Below are 19839 nucleotides of genomic sequence, written 5' to 3'. Positions count from 1 at the left end.
ATTCGTATTTATAAATTTAAGCGCCCTACTTTTATTCTCGATATAAAAAGCGCGATTTTAACTGCCTTATTAAAAAATAAGCACAAAAAAAATAGCATCACCTTAAAACATAATACTATTTATGTTTTACCATCCACGCTTGGCGTTTACTTTAGCGTTGTTGCATCATTAAATTTTGTAATGGGGATTAATTATCAAAATAATTTAATTCTGTTTATGGCTTATTTAATGTTTGTGATTATTATTTTTGCCTTGTTGTTAGGTTATAGCAACGCTAAAGGCTTAACTGTCAGCTTTAAGAATACTATTGAGAGTTATGCGCCACAGCCACCTCTATTAGTGTGGCAAATAAAATCAAACGACACATGTCAGTCAATCACCTTAAGTTATCCCAATAATTTTGAACAAGACTGCTATATAGAGAGTGTAAAAGCCGATACCATACAATGCCAGTTACCATTGCCTTATTTAAAGCGCGGTCGCTATTTACTAAAGCCAATAAAAATTGCCAGTAATTATCCATTTGGTTTGGTGAGTGTATGGAGCTATATTCAACCAGATCATACCGTTTATGTTTACCCTTCAATTATTAAAACACCAAATCAAAAACATTTAAGCCAAATGACTGCCAATGATGATGAAGGAACTGAAAAACATCTAGGCGATGACGAATTTGAAAGTTTAATTACCCATTTGCCAGAAATGGGGTTGCAGCGAGTTTCGTGGAAACACTACGCAAAAACTCAGCAATTATTAGTAAAACAATTTAGTGATTTTAAATCAGCCGATACACAATTTGACTTTAATTTAATGACAGGCGATACCGAGCAACGCTTAGGGCAATTGTGTTACCTAGTATGCCAAGCGTTTGAAAGCGACATTAATTACTCGATGAAATTGCCCAATAAATCCATAGAAAATGGATCAGGTAAGCTTCATCTGCAACGCTGCTTACAAGCCTTAAGTAATGTAGGCACTGATTATGAATGAGATAAAAAATCAACGCGTTATAAATTTTTCTCTGTCATTTATTTACTTAGGTTTAGTGAGCTTTTTTATAGAACACTTGCCCCTACCCTTTATTATTATGCTTAGCGTGTTATGTGGTTGGAATATTTATTTAACTCTTAAACACAAACAAAAGCCCAATGCGTGGTTAGCAAACGGACTCGCTGTAGTAGCATTAATTATTATGCTAAGCAGTATTGGCTTTAAAGATACCGTGGTGCTGTTTGTTGCCATGCTTTTGCTGTCATGCGTTTTTAAATTACTACAGGCAAAAACAAAGCAGCATTATCAATTGATCATCACCCTCACATTCTTCTCACTTTCAGCAGTGTATTTGTTTAGCCAAACTATTTTTACCACTTTAATTATTAGTACACTGTATATTTTAAATTTTGCTGTACTTGGGTTACTTGAATCTAGTCATAGTTTAAAACTGTCATCAAAACAAAGTGCTAAAATAATATTTCTGGCTTTTCCTTTGGCAGTTGTACTCTTAATATTTTTACCAAAACTCCCTGCATTTTGGCAATTACCTGGGCCAAAAATGGCGCAAACAGGCCTATCTGAGCAAGTAGACCCATTTGATATAGCTAAATTATCAAACTCCGATGAATTGGTTTTTAGAGCGAAGTTTGATAATAATTCAACCACGCCTCCTTATTACTGGCGCGCTATTGTACATGATGAATTTGACGGTAAAGCTTGGAAAACATCTTCATTTTTAAAGCAAGCAATGATGTTACCAAGCCAAAATAACAGCAATGGAAACACCACTCAATACTCAATAATTGCTGAGCCAGCAATGGCTGATTGGTTATATGGGCTTGGCTATGCCAGTAGTAACAATGAAAATGTAGTTTCCAACTCATTCGGCTTGCTGCGTAAAAAACAATATAAATCCAAAGTGTTAAAATATTCTGTTAGTACTAAACCATTATCGACTAAGAAGCTTAATAGCGTAGAGCAGCGTTTTTATAAAACGCTTACTGTGAGTAATAACCAAAAAAGTTATCAACTGGCGCAACAGTTAAAAAACAGAAGTGCTAACGCTGATGAGCTTTTTAATAAACTGCTAGATTATTTTTCGCAAAATAGTTTCAGTTACACTCTTACGCCAACACCTATGCGCGATGATGATACGCTTGATCAATTTATGTTTAATAATAAACGTGGCTTTTGTGGTCATTATGCCAGTGCAGCTGCCTTTATTTTTAGAAGTGCTGGCGTTCCAGCGCGGGTAGTAAGCGGATATTTAGGCGGAGAGCATAATCAAAACAATGACTATATTACCGTTCGTCAATACGATGCGCATGCTTGGGTTGAGGTATATACTAATGCAGGCTGGAGAATATTTGATGCAACAGCGGTTGTTGCGCCCGAACGATTAAATGGTTCTTTATCACAGAGTGCTGCATTAAATGATGAATTTAAAAATAATATTAATTTTGGTTTAGTTAGCTTAAGTAATTATGCTGCCATAAACTGGCTTAGACTTGAATTAGAAAACTTAGATTATCAATGGTCTAGTTGGGTACTTGGGTTTGATAAAGACAAACAACAATATTTGTTTGCTACCTTATTTGGTAATAAGTTTATTTGGCTGGTGCCACTTGGGGTTATTATTATTTTAATTTTGAGTTTTACGGCTTACTTTATTTATTTAAACAGACCTAAAGCCTCAACAAAACAACCTCCGCTGGTAAAAGAGTATTATCAAATACTCAGTTGGGCTAATAAGCACACTATAAACTACCCTGAAAATGCTACGCCTATTCAAACATTACAACACATTAGTCAACAAGCCCCCTATGCAGAGCAACAAATAACCGCCTTTTGTCACTTATTTGAGCAAGTGCGCTATGCGAGACAACCATTTACCAAAGAACGTAAAAATCAGGCTAAAGATCTGATAAAATTAATTAAATCTATAAAACAGAGAAATCTATGAACGCAGTTATTATAGGCGTTATTTTAATGCTGGGACTCACTTTGGTCCGCGTAAATGTGATTGTTGCAATGACAATAAGTGCGCTTGTTGCCGGATTAACCGCAGGCATGGGCTTAAAAGAAAGTATTGATGCTTTTAATTCTGGCTTATCATCAGGCGCCGAAATTGCTTTAAGCTATGCGATGCTAGGTGCATTTGCCGTCGCTATCTCTAAGTCAGGCTTAACGCGTATTTTGGCCGCGAAGTTATTGGCAAAAGTTAACGCACAAACTGGCTCAAGCGAAACCCTGCTCAGCTATTTTATCCTGTTTATTATTTTGATTTGTGCTATCTCTTCTCAAAACTTGGTGCCGGTGCATATCGCTTTTATTCCCATTTTGATCCCGCCGCTGCTTGTTGTGTTTAATAAACTGCGATTAGATAGACGTGCCATTGCTTGTATTTTAACCTTTGGTTTAGCCACCTCGTATATGGTGCTCCCGTATGGTTTTGGGGGTATTTATTTATACTCAATATTACATAAAAATCTAGTTGATAATGGCCTTGAGATTGTTAATACCAGTGTCCCTTTAGCAATGATAATTCCAGCTATTGGTATGTTTGTCGGCTTGTTGATTGCCCTATTTATTAGTTATCGAAAACGCCGCGAATACACAAGCACAGCATTAACAGTTCAAAGCCAACAAGCTGATGTTGAAAACCCAAAAAAGGTAATGCTGGTTGGTTTATTTGCCGTGCTTGCTTCTCTGATCGCTCAAAATGCCAGTGGCTCAATGATATTAGGTGGCCTAGTCGGGGTGGTTATATTTAGTGTATTTGGTGTGGTTAAGTGGGAAGAAAACGGCGACGTATTTAGTAAGGGTGTTGCCATGATGGCAATGATTGGTTTTATTATGATTTCTGCGCAAGGTTTTGCTGCTGTAATGAAAGAAACCGGACACGTTGCTAGCCTAGTCCATAGCAGCGCCGCCATTTTTGACGGTAATAAACCCATAGCAGCTGCAGTAATTTTATTAGTCGGCTTATTTATAACCATGGGCATTGGTAGTTCATTTTCGACTGTGCCTATAATTGCAACCTTATTTGTGCCTTTATGTTTAGAGCTAAACTTTTCTGTAATGGCAACCGCTGCACTTGTTGGTACGGCTGGCGCATTAGGTGATGCCGGCTCCCCTGCCTCTGACTCTACTCTAGGGCCGACATCAGGACTTAATGCTGACGGACAACACGACCACATTTGGGATTCGGTTGTGCCAACCTTTATTCACTTTAATATTCCGTTATTGGTGTTTGGCTGGATAGCCGCTATGGTTTTATAGTTATTTAAAGGCGTGCATTGCACGCCTTTTTATTAGTCTCATTTATTACTTTAATACGCCCTGCTCATTGAAAAACCAATACTTTTTATCTTGTTTAATTGCTAAGTTGGCCATTAGATAAATAAAGTATGATGTGTTCTTTATGGTTAATAATATAAGCACCATAATTGGTGCTTATATTATTTTTACTGTTAGGTGTTATAACTCAAAACCATGCAGCATTTTGTCACACACGACAGGTGTTGGCCTGTGGTTATCATCAACAGCAACAAAGGTAAAGCTGCCGGTTATAGCAGAGTGCTTGTTATCTTTCTGCATAGTTTCTAGGAATATTTCAACATCTACCTTTAGGCTGGTATTCCCTACATGCGACACTTTTGAGATTAATTCGGCAAATGAACCTGCCGGAATAGCCTCTTTAAAATCTACCCTATCAGATGAAATAGTCACTAATGGCTTACGGCAAAAACGGGTAGCTGCTATAAAAGCAACCTCATCCATCCACGCTAATGCATCACCACCAAATAGCGTATTGTGGTGATTAGTACGCCCAGGAAATACCGCTTTTGTAACCGATGTGGTCGAATCTTTTATACGCTGCGCAATAATTGCTTCGCGCTCTACTTGAGTCATAATCTCTACTTTTTGTTTGCTAATGTGTCTTGCATCAATAATGCAGGGTCAAGGCGTTCACCTTGCCAATTAAATCGCCAATCTAAATGTGGGCCAGTTACTCGCCCTGTCGCCCCTATTTCAGCCACTTTCATACCTTGTGTAATTTTATCCCCCACTTTTACATCTAGCTTGCTTAAATGAATATAAGTCGAGGTAACACCGTGGCCATGATCTAAAATTAATGTGCCACCTGAGTAATATAAATCTGGTTCAGCAAATACCACGGTACCGCTGATCGGCGCATACACAGGAGAACCTGTTTTATTTGCTATGTCTAAACCAAAGTGTGGTCTGCGTGGTTCACCATTAAAGTAACGCTGGCTTCCATAAACACCTGAAATACGGCCCTCGGCAGGCCTAAGCACAGGCTGTAAAAAGTACTCTAGGTCAGAGTTAACAGCGCGCGCTTTTCTTACCGCGACCGCTTCACGGCTAATACGTTCACTGACCGCTTTTGGTGGCGATACATATTTTTTTGCAACACCGGTTATTTTATCGATGTTGTAGTCACGAAGGGTTATAACTAAATCTTGGCTGTGGTTTTTTCCACTTTTATCAACCCATGATAAAGTGTGGTTTGGTTTTGCATCACGACCAAAACCAAATACAAATAAGCCAGTATCAGATAGCTTTAATGGCTTACCATTTAAGCTAACCGATTTTGCGTTATTCAATTGCCCTGTAACCAAGCCGCCTTGAGTTAAATGTCCTTTTAGTTCAACTGCCAAAGCACTAAAACTAAATGATGCAATTAACGCTGACACTAATAAGGATTTAAGCATAACTAATTGACCCCTTGCCGACGCCTTCATAAGCGGTAATTTTTACGTCTTTTTCTGGATGCTGCAGTTTTACTTGGCCGGCAATATACTCAGCAATACATTCTACTGTGGTATCTATTGGTAAAATGTCGCAACGCGATTCGCTAATAGCCATTTCAAAATAACCTTGCGCGGCTGTGTATGCAAAACACACGTCATCTTCTTTGGCGATAATGTGTTTTAATTCAGAGGCGCTGATTTGATCTTCGCTGGTAGCTAAGTAAATATCTTGCCATTTATCAGCCCACTGTTTTTGTAAACGAGGCATAGAGATACCACCTAAGCTGATCCCTATTTGTGAACGATGGCCATGAATAATGCGCTGGCAATTACCATCATGCTTTTTAAGGCCATGGCTGTAGTGGTAGTAAAAACTTTGGTTGTGCTCAGGCTTTAATACCAGTTCAATTTTTTCAATATTATCAGGAAGCTGTGGCAGTATTGTGGCAACTAAATACTCTGTAACCGACTCAATGGTTATTTCGTCGGTATCTATTAGGCAAAAAGCTTGATGAGGCGCACTCATTGCAAGGTGCTTATTCTCACCAAATGTACAATCTAATGTTTTATGATCAGCAAATTCATTAATGCTACCGTTTATGTTATTTGGAACAGCTAAACGGTGATCAATACACTCATCAATAATGCCTTTTATTTGCTTTTTAACTAAGCCAAAGTCTAAAACCATAGACTCTTCATTTAGTTTGCCATGTAAAGTCAAATCAACAATCCAACTTTCGCCAACTGCACCGCGTTTATTGCATAAGTAAGAAAAATCAATCACAGTGAGTGAGTTAACAAAAAGGGTCATAAATTTCCTTTAAACTGATTAAAAGTCAGCCCTAATTATAATGATTTCTGTTAGTAATTGCGCGGTTTAATCATACTAAAATCAGTTGCATTGACTGATTGGCTATATTTAAACCATTTTTTAACTGCTCCGAGTTGTTTAGCGTACAAGTGTACGCTAAAGTACGGGGCAATTTCTAAGCAAAGATTAAGTGTTATGGAACCTAAAAATAGCTATACAAAAGAAGATTTGATCCTTTGTGGTCAAGGTGAAATGTTTGGTGAAGGAAATTGTCGTTTACCAAGTGACAATATGTTAATGATGGATCGTATCATCTCTATCACCGATGATGGTGGTGAGCACGGTAAAGGCCAAATTATTGCTGAGCTAGATATTGACCCTAGCCTTTGGTTTTTTGACTGCCACTTTAAAGGCGACCCTGTAATGCCGGGTTGTTTAGGCTTAGATGCAATGTGGCAACTGGTTGGGTTTTTCTTAGGCTGGTCTGGTGGCCCTGGTCTTGGCCGCGCATTAGGTGTAGGCGAAGTGAAATTTACTGGCCAAATTCTACCAACGGCAAAAAAAGTAACTTACCGTCTCGATATGAAACGCGTTATTAAACGTAAGTTGTTTATGGGTATGGCTGATGGCACTGTTGAAGTAGACGGCCGCGTTATATACGAAGCAAAAGATTTAAAAGTGGGCTTATTCCAAGACACTAGCGCGTTTTAATTTTAACGCACGCAACAAAAAAGCCTCTAACTAGAGGCTTTTTTTGCTTAAATTCGTTGTGAGTTTATGTTTTATACATATTGCGATTTTCTATTGCCTCGCGCCAACCACCAAGCCACTCAGACTTAGGATCAACTTGTTGATAAGGGCAGTGCTCTTTTGAGCGACCAGCTAAACCAGCTTTAAAACCTTGAGAATGAGCTCTTTCTAAACGATCTCTTTTCTGTCTCTTCATCGGTAAAATCCTCACCTTTATATTTATATTTTTGTAGCATTAAGTTCATCTACATTTAATAAATAGCCAACAAAAATGTTTAATTCAAACACAAAATACAATTAATTTGTTTGACTTTAACTAAGCTGCTGATGCAATGATAAATTAATTTAAAAATAATTTTATTGCTCAACATTAACCAATTTAACTTTATTAAAATGTTCCGATACATCGGTTCAAAACACATAAGTGTCATATTTGTGACTAACAATATACCCTTAAGTTCCCAATTAATTTGTAATCAAAAAATGAACGTCAGAGCTGTTTTAAAAACATCCCAAATAAAAGCTTGATTAATTAAAACCGATCGGTCTAATATAAAACATGAACAAAACACCAGCAGTTGCAACTAGGCGTGGCCGCCCACCCAAAATAGCCAGAGACAGCGCAGATACAAAAGCGCTGCTCATTCGTGTGGGCTTAGAAACCTTAACTGAGTTTGGCTTTAGTGCCACCGGGCTCGACACCATATTAAAAAAAGCAAAAGTACCAAAAGGCTCTTTTTATCATTACTTTAAAAGTAAAGAAGCCTATGGTTTGGCTCTTGTTGATGCCTACGACGTTTTTTTTATAAATAAACTTAAATTTTACCTAGAGCAATCTGAAGTCCCCGCACTTGAGCGCATTGTTAATTTCACACAAAGCGCAATTGCTGGAATGCAAAAGTATGATTACAAACGCGGGTGCTTGGTGGGTAACTTAAATCAAGAGCTTAATCATTTAAGTGACGACTTTAAAACTCGTTTAATGCAAAGCTACATCGCTTGGCAACAACAATTAAAACGATGTTTAGATTTAGCCCAGCAGCAACAAACTATTAATCCACACATTAATACCGAACAAATGAGTGAATATTTTTGGGTGGGTTGGGAAGGCGCAGTAATGCGAGCTAAACTAACCCAATCAAGTAAGCCACTTACTTTATACACAGAAATGTTTTTACGCGCATTACTCAGTTAATGCATTTTTTATTACTAATTTAAAGACGATCGGTCTAAAAGGAAATCTAATGAGCAATTCTATCAAAGCTATTGTTATAGATAAGCAAGACGACAACTACACTGCAGTCCTAAGCACCATAAACAGTGACGATCTACCAAACGAAAATGTATTAATTGATGTGCTTTACAGTACCTTAAATTATAAAGATGGCTTAGCCATCACGGGTAAAGGGCCTGTTGTACGTAGCTTTCCTATGGTGCCGGGGATTGATTTAGTGGGTACAGTGACTAGCAGCGACAGTGCTGAATTTAAAAGTGGCGACCACGTTATTTTAAATGGTTTTGGTGTTGGCGAAAAGCACTGGGGTGGCTTATCTCAAAAAGCGGCACTGAGCAGTGATTGGTTAATTCCCCTACCCGCTAACTTATCACCTAAACAAGCTATGCAAATTGGTACTGCCGGTTATACGGCAATGCTCAGTGTTATTGCACTAGAAAAGCAAGGCGTTACTCCCGAGTCAGGTGAAATTTTAGTGACCGGTGCTAATGGTGGCGTAGGCAGTTTTGCTATTTATTTACTAAGCCAGCTAGGATATCAAGTCACCGCTGCAACAGGTCGTATGGAGCAAGCAGACTATTTAAAATCATTAGGAGCAACTAATGTAATTGATAGAAATGAGTTTTCTAACCCTGGTAAACCTCTGCAAAAAGAACGCTTTGCTGCAGCTATTGATTCTGTGGGTAGCCATACACTTGCAAATATTTGTGCATCACTTAAATATGGGGGGGTTGTTACTGCTTGCGGGCTTGCTCAAGGTATGGACTTACCGGCCTCGGTTGCACCATTTATTTTACGTGGGGTTTCATTAATGGGTATTGATAGCGTTATGCGCCCTAAAGCGGATCGTGTTGAAGCTTGGGAACGTTTAGCTTCATTAGTTAATGCCGATTACTTGGATAAAATTTCAACTGAAATAAATCTTGATCAAGTCATTGAAAGCGCCGAGCAACTAATGCAGGGCCAAATTCGTGGACGTGTAGTGGTTAATTGTCAAAGTTAAGCATTTTTGCTACTAAACTCTCGTTATTAAATTTATAATGTTCGCTGATTTTTTAATAACGAGAGAACACCTATGAGCAACCAAGAACTTTTCAGTAATAACCCACTGCAAGGCGTTAAATTAGAGCAAGTGGTTGAAGAACTGGTTGAGCAATATGGGTGGGAACTCCTGCATGCCTACTTACAACTTAACTGCTTTAAAAATAACCCTGACATTAAATCTGCAGTTAAATTTTTGCGTAAAACCGAGTGGGCACAACAAAAAGTAGATAATTTCTATTTGTACCGCCTTAAAAACTTACCTCGCCCAGATGACGTACAATACGAACTGCCTCCACGCGACCGCATTATTCCTGAAGGCGATAAACCAGGGGAGCCTTGCGAGTTAAGCTTTTCTGATGCAAAACGTATTCAAGAAAAAAAAGCAGCAAAACAACGTGCGCGTACCCGTAAGCAACGTTCAAATTCAAGTAACCCGTGGGGTAACTAATACGTATTTTAGGCAAGAGTTAACAATAAACGTTAGCTCTTGCGTTACTGCAAACTGAAGTAATTAATAACCGCGGTATTTCCAAAAGTCGTCTTCAGTTTTAGTTTTTTCATTAATAAGATTAAATGTTTTATCCGCAATCACTTTCCCCGCTAAAGATAAGGTCATACGCCAGTCACCTATTTTATCCTCAATAGGCTCCCATACCGTATCGCCTAAATAAAACGACCAGTCGTTGTCTTTAACATATACAGTCCCCTCAAAAGGCAGCATCACTTCGCCATTGGTATCTATAATACCTGGGTGGTAAATACAAAAATGTAGTTTTTCGCCTTTAGCTTTTTTAATATTAACTATCAGACCAAATTCTACATCAAGTTCTGCTTTGACTTGCGTAGTGAATTGAGTAATTTGCGGTAGCGATTTACTGTCTTTGTCCCAGTGACTATATATGCCGAAACTTTGTAATGTAATTTGTGGTTTAGATTTTGCCATTGAACTTTCTATTTTTGTACTTTCAATTTTAAAACCACCAGCTTAAGCGAGCGGTTTATTAATTAAGTAGTTGTTTTGGATTTTTAGGGTAGTAATTGCTGGGTTGCTGCTCGCATAAACTAAACTCGCGAGTATTTTTATACGGCAACTTCATAAACCCAGCCACCCCCACGTCGGTAATATTTACCGCGTATTGCATAAGCTTATTTAGTAAACGTTTAAATTCTACTTCTTTGCTGGCATCAAGTAATCTGTAGTAATGATGAATTTTCATCCTATCTGGCAGCGCTTCAAAAATAATACAGCCGGTATGATGTATCTGGTTTAGCTCAAATACACATTTAATCACTTTTTTAGGCAGTTGCAATTGCTCATCGGGGTCTTTACCATCTTCAAAATATGAATGCGGACGCGTTACATCGCTGGCTTTTACATTAACCACTTCATAATCAAGCTCAGGTAACTGGTTAAATTTAAACGCGCCAGTGCCATCACGTTCTAACTGAATCGTTTTGCGGGCATCAAATAAACAACACTTAAATAAGCCTTTTTGGCTAATAGCCTGGGCTAACATTACTGTGTTGTTTACTGCATCGGTGAATGCGGTTGCGAGGGTCTCGTCATGCATAATGAGTGACGATTCAACATACAAAGATTCATCTTTCCAATGAAAGCTGAGCCCTCCTACTACAGGATATTTAGCTAAGCGGCTAATAGAGGCTAAAAACGCTTTTTCGGTATCCCCAGTATCAAATAAAAACTCTTTATAATACCTATCAAGCTGAGCATCGTTAACATCTAAAAGTTGTTGTTTATGATCGGCTTGGCGTAAAAATTGTTTTCTAGAGCTATAAACTACGGTTTCGGGTTCGGGGTCTTGGCTAAACCAAAACGGAATTGCCGCTTTAGTTTCTGTTTTTGGTAGTTGTGGTAAATACGCTTTTGCCATGGTTTCTATGTTACGCATAAAATAGTCGCCGGCTCTATCCCTTACACTACGCTCTTTTGAAAGCATGCCATCAATTACATTCGCCAGCTCTTTAGGTAGCATTAAACTACTGGCCGGTATAGCCTGAGCACCAAATCGGCAAGACTGCGCCGAGGCAAGTGCATATAGGGTTGATGCAACCCCCTGCTCATCAAAACGAGGGGATGACTTTTCACCCGACATTTGCGCATCACCTATAAAATACACATCGCCCATACGTGCGTTAGTGGTACTTAAGTCACCTGACATTAAATCCATAAAATTACTGGCAATTGGGTTTCCTTGTTCATCTACTTGGGCATAAACAGAGCTTCCCCAGTCAACCAATGAAAGCTGCTTTTCATTTTCATCCCACACCAAGTTAGAGGGTTTAATATCACCATGTACAATAGGCTGCGGGATTAAACCATTTTTATGACGACGTAAATCAAGCAACACATTTCTTAATTTAACCGCTAAGCTCATTATTTTGGCGGCCGGTAAGCGCCCTTGCTTTAGTGATACTTTTTCAAGGTCTTCACCAATAGCGCGCGCCATCATCAAAATGCCTTGTTTTTTTATTCGCTCAAAGCCATAAAATGTTGGCACTAAGGGATTTTTGATTTGCGAAAGCATATACGCTTCATCTTCAAGGCGATCACGTACACTTTGTGCGAGCGTAATTCTAGAAAACTTAAACACCCAAGGCAGGCCATGTTCATCATCCCCTGCAAATACAAACCCAAATGCCCCTGAGCCAATCATTTCTACCTTTTTATACCCAAGCAAAGTGAGCTGTTTAATACAAATATTAAGCCACTGACGATGTTTTTTTGCATCACGGTGTGACAGCAAATAAACCGACTGCTCTTCGTTGATATAAAAATTGCGAATTTCTTTAGCTTTCAATGCGGGTTCTCTAGGTTAGTTGTTAAAAGCGCAGTGTTACCTTTATATTTGATAGTAACGCGAGCATTGTGTGAATTAAACCTTTAAGCATGACAATATGTTTATCAAGCCGTTATGTCATGATATTTAGTAATGGTTAAGACATATATCGCTGTTATTTGCTATTTCGCCGTATCCTACTTAACCACAGCATCGTAAATAGGGTAAAACACACCTTTATATTATTCTTAGGTTAAAAAAATGAAACGTATTATAAAAGCCTCTTCAATCGCGCTTGCTCTGAGTATGTGCATGAATGCCCAAGCCGCAGACTTTAATTTTTCTTCAAAAGTGAACAGCGATGCAAATACGCTGGTTGTATTTTATAGCCAAGATGGAAATAACAGCCAATTTAAAGCGCTCGACAAGCAGTTCGATGGCCAATTGCAACGCGTTATTGATATAGAAAATTTTACCGGCGATTACGCTAAAGTGGCACAACTTGTTGCGCCAAGTAAAAGTAACTACAGCCGCGTTTTAGTCGTAGGTACTGGTAAAACTAGCGAGTTTGATAAAGCAAAAGCAGCTAAGTTAGGCGGTAATATTCACGCTCAACTAGTTAAAGCCAAAGTAGGCACTGCCAGCGTTGTATTTGAAGATGTAACCGGTGTAAGTGACAATGCATTACTTGCTGCTAACTTTGCCCATGGTGCAAACTTACGCGATCATCGTTTTGAAAACTATAAAAAAGAACCAAACACTGAAACAGTTAGCTATACATTTGATGTTGATAACACTAAGCAAACTCGCAAGCTTTACACCCAATTAGAAAGTATTCAAGCCGGTGTGTTTTTAGCCCGCGATTTAACATCTGAAGTCGCTACCGAAATGACACCTGTTGACTTTGCTAATGCGGCAAAAGAATTAGCATCTTTGGGCGTAACCATCAAAGTATTGGAGCCTAAAGAAATAAAAGAACTGGGTATGGGTGCATTAGAAGCTGTTGGTCGAGGTAGCCAGCAAGGTGCCCGTTTAGTGGTTGCCCATTATAAAGGGTCTGACGATGCCCCTATAGCCCTTGTTGGTAAAGGCATTACGTTTGACTCAGGTGGTTACAGCATTAAAACCGGTGCATCTATTGCACGTATGAAGTCAGACATGGCCGGTGCTGCTGCAGTGCTTGGTACAGTTAAAGCAATGGCGTTAGCTAAAGCTGACAAAAACGTGGTAGCCGTTATGGGTATGGCTGCGAATATGGTATCGCAGTTCGCTGTAGCCCCAGGTGATGTTGTTCGCACCGCTGAGGGCTTAAGTGTTGAAATTTTAAATACCGACGCCGAAGGACGCTTAGTATTAAGTGATGCTATGTGGTATGCACGTGAGCACTACAAACCAGAAATTATGATTGATGTTGCAACACTCACCGGTTCAAAAATCCGTGCTGTAGGCAATGAATACGCGGCAGTGTTCTCAGATGACGATACGCTAGTATCTCAACTAACGGTAGCCGGTAAACAAGTAAACGAAAACCTATGGCGCCTACCTTTAGGGTATAAAGATATGTTGGAGTCTGACATAGCTGATTTAACAAATGTGGGTTCAGGTGGCCCAGGTGCAACCACTGCTGCCACTTTCTTAGAGCATTTTGCTGGCGATACCCGTTGGGTGCATATCGATATTGCAGGTAATGCCTTAGTGAAAAAAGGTAAAGATGAACTTTCACCAGGGGGAACGGGGTTTGGTGTTCGCTTATTAAGCGAATGGTTATTAGCTAACTAATTGTTTATTAATACTAATAAAAGCGCCAAAGTAGGTTTACTACTTTGGCGCTTTTTGTACGAAAACAGTTTTATAGAGCTCAATACATCACTATTAATAAATCCTTAAAAGTGTGTTTATTATTTGATTTTGTTTGATTTATAGTCAAAGATAGAAGGAACAATTAGTAACGAGGTCAAAGGAATGAAAATAACCTACCTGCTCTACAGCATTTTTTATTTAAGCATTTGTTTTCTTTTCTATTTTGAACAGCTCTCCACCATTACTGCAGCAATTATAGTGATGTTATCTGCAATTTTTTATATAAAACCAGCAAAATCTGAATCAGCAAATAACAATTCGTCACTAGGTGCCGTGCAGTCGTTCAATAACAAAATTGCACAAAACATTACCAAAGCCACCTCAAAAAATGCCATAGGCGCAGCTGAAGTGTCATTTTATGTTGATAGCTTATCTAAAGAAATAGACGCTTGTTATAACGAGAGTGAAACTGTCGGGCGTGCCACACACGAGCTTTCACAAAATAGTACTGAACTCAGTGACAGCATGACCACTATTAATCAAGCAATGGTACAAACAGCGCAAGCCTCAAGCTCTGCCGATAGCCGCTTACAAACGGCCACCAGCCAAATTGATTCGTTATCAGGCTCTATAGATAAAGTGGCCCAGCAATTAGATTTATTATTAAAAAGTGCCAGTGATATACAAAGCATTACCCAAGTTATTCAAAACATTGCAGAGCAAACCAATCTACTTGCTTTAAATGCAGCCATAGAGGCCGCTCGTGCAGGTGAGCAAGGTCGTGGTTTTGCGGTTGTTGCCGACGAAGTGCGTAACCTTGCAAATAAAACCAATGAAGCAACCAAACAAATTGCAGACATGCTCACAGACATTAACGCCAACAGTATAAAAACCAATGAAGATATGAAGCAGGTTTCACAGCAAAGTATTTCTGTAAAATCAGAGCTAGAAAACGTGACTCAATCCTTTTTAACGATTAACCAAGATATTGGTGCCTCATCTACCGCGCTTGATAGTATGCATCAGTCTGTTTCGGCATTTCAGCATGCAACCACCCAAATAAATAGCTCAGTCACTAGCATCAGTAGTTTATTGGGCGAAGTTACTAAAAAAGGCAGTACAATTTCTCAGCAAGCGTCTTCTTTATCGCTGGGATCAGAATCAATATTTAGAGAGCTTGAAAACATAGAGTATGACGCATTCTTTAAACCAATCCTGATGTCGGCTAAACACGCCAGTAAAGCAATTGGCGAATGTTTTGAGGGTTGGATCCAAAGCGGAAAAATAACCCAGCAACAACTTTTTTCGCAAAACTATAAACCCATCGAGAATACTAATCCAACCAAGTACACAACCGATTACGATAAACTTACAGATCAATCACTGCCGGCTATTCAAGAACCAATACTGGAAAATAAAGACATTATTTTTGCAGGTGCCGTTGATACAAAGGGCTACTTTCCTACTCATAACAAACGCTATAGCCAAGCCCTAACCGGTAACTTTGAAAAAGATTTAGTAAACAACCGTACTAAACGTATTTTTAATGACCCGACAGGAATTCGCTGTGGTAGCCACACCGAAAGCTTTTTATTACAAACCTATAAACGTGATACCGGTGAAATACTGCATGACCTCTCGGTGCCAATTTATGTAAACGGTAAACATTGGGGCGGGTTTAGAATTGGGTTTAAGAGTACACATCATTAATTAATATAAAAAGGGAGACACATGGTCTCCCTTTTTATAGGTGATGTGTTTATTTTTTAGAAAACAGCATACGTTTAAAGGTGTTATCAGCCAAAATGTAATGATGAAATAATGCAGCCGCCGCATGTAAGCCTATTACGTAATAACCAACTTCGCCCGCTGTTTCGTGTATTTCTTTAATGGTTTTACCCAGCTCTTTGTTTTCACTTACCAATGGAGGCAGCTCTAAACCAAAAAATGGCACAGGTTTACCTGCCATACTTAATATTAACCAACCCGCAATTGGCATAGCAAACATAAACACATACAGCGCAAGGTGTACAAATTTAGCTAACTTATCTTGCCATTTTACAGGCTCAGGTTGTATAGCAGGTGCTGCACCACCCACTACACGCGCAACTACCCTCACGCTTACTAAAGCTAAAACCGATAAACCCAACATAAAGTGCCACATTTTAAAGGCATCACGGGTTTCAGTGCCTTTATCAAATAATTCGCGAAGTTCAATACTACCGTACACAGTCACAATTAAAATAAACATCAACCAATGCAAAGCAACAGAGAGTGTATTGTAATGAGTATCTGTATTTTTAAAATTCATAATACCTCCTAATAAACGCATTAAAGTTAAAAGCTCACTTATGCATATGAGTACATGTATACAGGCTAACCTTTAATCACTCACAGTTTAATGATCTGAAACATAGAATGAGTTAATAAGTCAGTTCAATAGTTTAATGATTCTGGAATCTAAGTATTAGTTATAATAACTGAGCAAGCTTAAAATAAACTTAAATAATAGGCATAAAAAAACGGCAACCTTAAGTTACCGTTTTTTAAATTATCACGCGTTTAAACATTAATAAACCGCAGAGTATTGAGTGCGAGTGGTTTTGACTAACCAACACTTGCAGCATTGGCTCTTTTGATGTCTGAAGTCAAGATTTACCCCCTTTTGTTTCGAGGGGGTGATAATTGTTTCTAAAACTGTGTCGGCGCACGAAACCGAGTAAACTGTTAGCAGTACCGCTTTAAATTATTGTTTACTAGCGTTTATTGTAGAAATGTTTGCTTATTGTCGGCAATACAAGCTTCCACTGATTTTGGACGGTTTTCTCTATCAATAACCCAACATTCTTTGTAAATAGAGCAATAACAAAGTTCTATACTTATTAAATCATCGGCTTTGACAAGAGCTTTTGCATTCTCTCCTTTGTAAGAAACTGGGGTAATGTTGCTTTGAGGTGACAATGTGCGATTGCTAAGGTGTGATTGTCTGATATTCTGAAATGCCTCTATTTCAATCCATTTTTTTATGTATTTAGAATCATCCTTCACTTTTGCATATTTTATCAATGCAGGGCCAGTTCCATTATTACTTACACCGTAACCAAATGAATCTTCGCTAAAACTTCTGAATATTTCCAACCTTGGCCAAACTGATGCTCTTGCATATTCACGATCAACATAGGCTGAATAAATTGACGTAAAAGCAGTAACTAACCCTATAAGAAGAGCAGATAAAGCAACTATCATCTCAGGGTTTTTATACCACTTATTATTATCCATTCTTTATTATTCCTTAACTAAAATGATGGCAAATACGAAGCCATTTAAAGCCTTAAACACCGATTTGGTGAGATAGCGTTTTTTTGAAACAAAAAAGACGATAGCTTTCACAAGTGATCTTCACCCGATAAAGTTGACACCGTCCACGTTTCAATTAACTGCCGATTCAAACTCAGCAGACAATTTATATCCTAAACTTGAATGCAATCGCTGTCTATTATAAAAATAGTCTAGATAACCCTTTAATTTTGACACCTCTTTATAAAAGAACTTCACCTTCGCCGGTTTACTGTAATTATTAAATGCTTTGGCTCTTAAACCGTTTTCTAGCATTAAGCAGGCAACACGCTTTTGGCTTATGTTCACACCTTCTTTTTTAGCGAATGAAATACGCGCGGGCTACCATAGGTTTGATAATTGACATTGAACACGTACTTTATTATCAACAACAAATTAGCATCTGACAGCGCTCTAACTAACATGATGAACTAACATGACACCCACTTTAATTTAACAAGCAAAAGCTAAGTTCTTATATTTATTTTATAGGTTAATAATTTATGCTTTACGACTACGTTACTTTCGTTTCATCTAGCAAATAAGCCATTATTACACTTGAATCTAAATTCCACGCATAAAAATAACTGCATGATGCAGTTTCAACTTTTCTACTGAGTAATTTATAGTTTATGCTAATAGCCTTTCACAATTACTTGTATTAGCTCGCCGTTTTCGATTCAAATTTTCACAATAACTTGCTTGTGAGGTCGGCCTGCCAACTGCGCCGTGAAATACGAGTGTAAATTGTGTAGTGAGTTTTAACCAGTTTTCAGGAGATATATTGAGTCTTTCCAGTAAAGGAAGTTGAGTGTTATCAATATGGCCGAGTTTATCCTTTCGCATTATTCTCCCTGTTAATTCAACTAATTCAAGATACGACTTAAGCTTAAACGGCAGCCCTTTTGGCATAATTTGACTCGGCATACCTGCAAAGCGAAGTAGTTGTTTTGGCTGCTTGCCTTCTTTTGCGTATATTAAGCGTTTTTGTAAACTGGTATGGTGAGACTCTTCTGGAGTGATAGCCATCTTAGCCCTAATAGGGTTTAAATCGACGTATGCAATACACGCGGCAAGCGCCGCTTCATCAAGGAGTGCTTGTGATTTAAAGCGACCTTCCCATAAATTTATAGGGAATAAATTTGAATGCCGTTAGGCAGCCCGAAGGGTGAGCGCCATGGATGGCAGCGAATAAAACCTGCCAGTGCAGTTATCTTCTTTATTTGCTCTGCGCGCAATGTCTTCATTTAACGACCGCATAAACCAGCTAATACTTGATAAGCGCTCTCGGTATTCCTTTACTGTTTGATTAAAAAAGAAAAGTTCGGCTTTGCTTAGCTTTTCGCCTTGTATGTACTTTTGCGTAAGTACGGTGCCTTTGCACAGCTTGTGCCAGCGAATAACAATCGCTTTATCATTTAACCTATTAGCTTTCTTATCATCTACATACAACACTAAATGCGTGTACTTCAGGCATCCTGCCTTCCGCCCTCCGGGCCAGCTGCGCTGTTGTAAAATGTTCCGACATTTTGCTGGTTACTCATAACAGCATAAGCACATACGTCAATACAAAATACCTTGGTTAGTGCGAGTAACTTATCTTCAACCCACCCTTCTGCGATGCTCATACGATTGACCAATAAAATGGTCTTCACCGCACAAGAAAGCACGACGAACGCAACGTGAAATACAGTGATAATACTTTGTATCAACCAAGCTTACTTGACGCTTTCTTGCGATTGCCATAAGACACCCAGCTTTTTTCACACTGATTAAAGCCTAGTACTTAGTTCGCCAAACTGCAAAAATTAGAGTGGGTGTCAGTTTATTTATTTACTCAACGCCGCAAACACTGGCGGCGTGCTGGCGCATTTTTTGCGCCTTTGGTTTTTAGCAAAAAATGCGACAGCTTTAGCCCTCCGCGTGATTTGCCTTGTTAAGTTGCTCCATCAGTGAGCCAATTACTAAATAATCTAACTCCTAATGATCCCAACACTGCTAAACCAAATAACGAAGCAATATGTTCTGTAGGGTTAATACCAACGCTAACTAACGAAATAGCATTACCAAGTGCTATTACAATTAAAATACAGCCAACACCCGCCCAACTAGATTTCGTATTTGAGAAAAATCTAGTTAATGCTATTAGTACAAGTGCAATTACGTCAATCCAAAGTGCCCATTCTAAAACTACATCTTTCAAAACTTCCAATTTTACTACTCCATATGTGTGTGCAACTTAACAATTTTGTCTACGACATTTGTCGCTTTATAAACCAACAAATGTCCATATAT

18 protein-coding genes and 2 pseudogenes are annotated in these 19839 nt (G+C 38.7%); 9 read left to right on the top strand and 11 right to left on the bottom strand.

Features of this window, described 5'->3' with window-relative positions; translation table 11 throughout:
- Genes PSM_RS07510 through PSM_RS07500 form a run of 3 tightly spaced genes read left to right on the top strand, consistent with a single transcriptional unit; the run spans nt 1 to nt 4275 of the window.
- On the top strand, nt 1-990 hold the full coding sequence (locus PSM_RS07510; protein WP_029610002.1) for a DUF58 domain-containing protein: 990 nt from the start codon (nt 1-3) through the stop codon (nt 988-990).
- On the top strand, nt 983-2956 hold the full coding sequence (locus tag PSM_RS07505; RefSeq protein WP_013464926.1) for a transglutaminase TgpA family protein: 1974 nt from the start codon (nt 983-985) through the stop codon (nt 2954-2956). Before PSM_RS07510 ends, PSM_RS07505 begins: the two co-directional genes overlap by 8 nt.
- Entirely contained in the window at nt 2953-4275 is a 1323-nt protein-coding gene (locus PSM_RS07500; protein ID WP_041695709.1) for a Na+/H+ antiporter family protein, read from the top strand. Before PSM_RS07505 ends, PSM_RS07500 begins: the two co-directional genes overlap by 4 nt.
- A gap of 198 nt (nt 4276-4473) precedes the next feature.
- Here PSM_RS07500 and PSM_RS07495 read toward each other — a convergent pair whose 3' ends face one another.
- From PSM_RS07495 to PSM_RS07485, 3 genes are read right to left on the bottom strand one after another with little or no spacing between them, the layout of a single operon-like run.
- Nucleotides 4474-4908 (bottom strand): acyl-CoA thioesterase, encoded by a 435-nt coding sequence (locus PSM_RS07495; RefSeq protein ID WP_013464923.1) that lies wholly within the window; start codon nt 4906-4908, stop codon nt 4474-4476.
- A 5-nt stretch (nt 4909-4913) separates the two neighbouring features.
- On the bottom strand, nt 4914-5732 hold the full coding sequence (locus PSM_RS07490) for a M23 family metallopeptidase (protein ID WP_013464922.1): 819 nt from the start codon (nt 5730-5732) through the stop codon (nt 4914-4916).
- The gene (locus PSM_RS07485; protein WP_013464921.1) at nt 5725-6582 is read right to left on the bottom strand and encodes a 6-carboxytetrahydropterin synthase; all 858 of its coding nucleotides are present in this window, start codon (nt 6580-6582) and stop codon (nt 5725-5727) included. The genes PSM_RS07490 and PSM_RS07485 overlap by 8 nt, the downstream gene beginning before the upstream one ends.
- A 195-nt stretch (nt 6583-6777) precedes the next feature.
- On the opposite strand from PSM_RS07485, the gene fabA reads away from it, so the two are divergent.
- A complete protein-coding gene (gene fabA / locus PSM_RS07480) occupies nt 6778-7293 on the top strand; it encodes a bifunctional 3-hydroxydecanoyl-ACP dehydratase/trans-2-decenoyl-ACP isomerase (protein ID WP_008114654.1) in 516 nt (171 codons plus the stop codon).
- A gap of 64 nt (nt 7294-7357) precedes the next feature.
- Here fabA and rmf read toward each other — a convergent pair whose 3' ends face one another.
- A complete protein-coding gene (gene rmf / locus PSM_RS07475) occupies nt 7358-7528 on the bottom strand; it encodes a ribosome modulation factor (protein ID WP_008114656.1) in 171 nt (56 codons plus the stop codon).
- A 363-nt stretch (nt 7529-7891) separates the two neighbouring features.
- On the opposite strand from rmf, the gene acuR reads away from it, so the two are divergent.
- The 3 genes from acuR (at nt 7892) to PSM_RS07460 (ending at nt 10058) form a co-directional block, all read left to right on the top strand.
- Nucleotides 7892-8527, top strand: a complete 636-nt coding sequence (acuR, locus tag PSM_RS07470) for an acrylate utilization transcriptional regulator AcuR (protein ID WP_013464920.1) — start codon at nt 7892-7894, stop codon at nt 8525-8527.
- 49 nt (nt 8528-8576) lie between these two features.
- The gene (gene acuI / locus PSM_RS07465) at nt 8577-9569 is read left to right on the top strand and encodes an acrylyl-CoA reductase (NADPH) (protein WP_013464919.1); all 993 of its coding nucleotides are present in this window, start codon (nt 8577-8579) and stop codon (nt 9567-9569) included.
- A 72-nt stretch (nt 9570-9641) separates the two neighbouring features.
- Nucleotides 9642-10058, top strand: coding sequence for a VF530 family DNA-binding protein (locus tag PSM_RS07460; protein WP_008114664.1), 417 nt, complete (start codon nt 9642-9644; stop codon nt 10056-10058).
- A 63-nt stretch (nt 10059-10121) separates the two neighbouring features.
- Here the strand turns inward: PSM_RS07460 and PSM_RS07455 are convergent, their stop codons facing one another.
- Together PSM_RS07455 and PSM_RS07450 are read right to left on the bottom strand one after the other, a co-directional pair.
- Nucleotides 10122-10553: a DUF3859 domain-containing protein gene (locus tag PSM_RS07455; protein ID WP_013464918.1), complete on the bottom strand. Its 432-nt coding sequence runs from the start codon at nt 10551-10553 to the stop codon at nt 10122-10124.
- Between the two features lie 58 nt (nt 10554-10611).
- Nucleotides 10612-12429: a protein kinase domain-containing protein gene (locus PSM_RS07450; protein WP_013464917.1), complete on the bottom strand. Its 1818-nt coding sequence runs from the start codon at nt 12427-12429 to the stop codon at nt 10612-10614.
- Between the two features lie 240 nt (nt 12430-12669).
- Between PSM_RS07450 and PSM_RS07445 the strand changes: the two genes are divergently transcribed.
- Nucleotides 12670-14187, top strand: coding sequence for a leucyl aminopeptidase (locus PSM_RS07445; RefSeq protein ID WP_013464916.1), 1518 nt, complete (start codon nt 12670-12672; stop codon nt 14185-14187).
- 183 nt (nt 14188-14370) lie between these two features.
- Nucleotides 14371-15918 (top strand): methyl-accepting chemotaxis protein, encoded by a 1548-nt coding sequence (locus PSM_RS07440; RefSeq protein ID WP_013464915.1) that lies wholly within the window; start codon nt 14371-14373, stop codon nt 15916-15918.
- 49 nt (nt 15919-15967) lie between these two features.
- Here PSM_RS07440 and PSM_RS07435 read toward each other — a convergent pair whose 3' ends face one another.
- From PSM_RS07435 to PSM_RS07410, 5 genes and pseudogenes are all read right to left on the bottom strand, one after another.
- Entirely contained in the window at nt 15968-16519 is a 552-nt protein-coding gene (locus PSM_RS07435; protein ID WP_013464914.1) for a cytochrome b, read from the bottom strand.
- 452 nt (nt 16520-16971) lie between these two features.
- A complete protein-coding gene (locus PSM_RS07430; protein ID WP_013464913.1) occupies nt 16972-17487 on the bottom strand; it encodes a hypothetical protein in 516 nt (171 codons plus the stop codon).
- 252 nt (nt 17488-17739) lie between these two features.
- Nucleotides 17740-17963 (bottom strand): annotated as a pseudogene (locus PSM_RS18380) (IS3 family transposase); the annotation flags it as partial.
- A gap of 211 nt (nt 17964-18174) precedes the next feature.
- Nucleotides 18175-19290 (bottom strand): annotated as a pseudogene (locus PSM_RS18595) (transposase).
- A gap of 190 nt (nt 19291-19480) precedes the next feature.
- On the bottom strand, nt 19481-19756 hold the full coding sequence (locus PSM_RS07410) for a hypothetical protein (protein WP_013464909.1): 276 nt from the start codon (nt 19754-19756) through the stop codon (nt 19481-19483).
- Nucleotides 19757-19839: the final 83 nt, after the last annotated feature.

The sequence above is a fragment of the Pseudoalteromonas sp. SM9913 genome (assembly GCF_000184065.1).
In the GTDB taxonomy this organism is placed as follows: domain Bacteria; phylum Pseudomonadota; class Gammaproteobacteria; order Enterobacterales; family Alteromonadaceae; genus Pseudoalteromonas; species Pseudoalteromonas tetraodonis.
The sequence above is the reverse complement of the archived record's forward strand: the minus strand, read 5'-3'. Positions and strand labels throughout refer to the sequence as shown.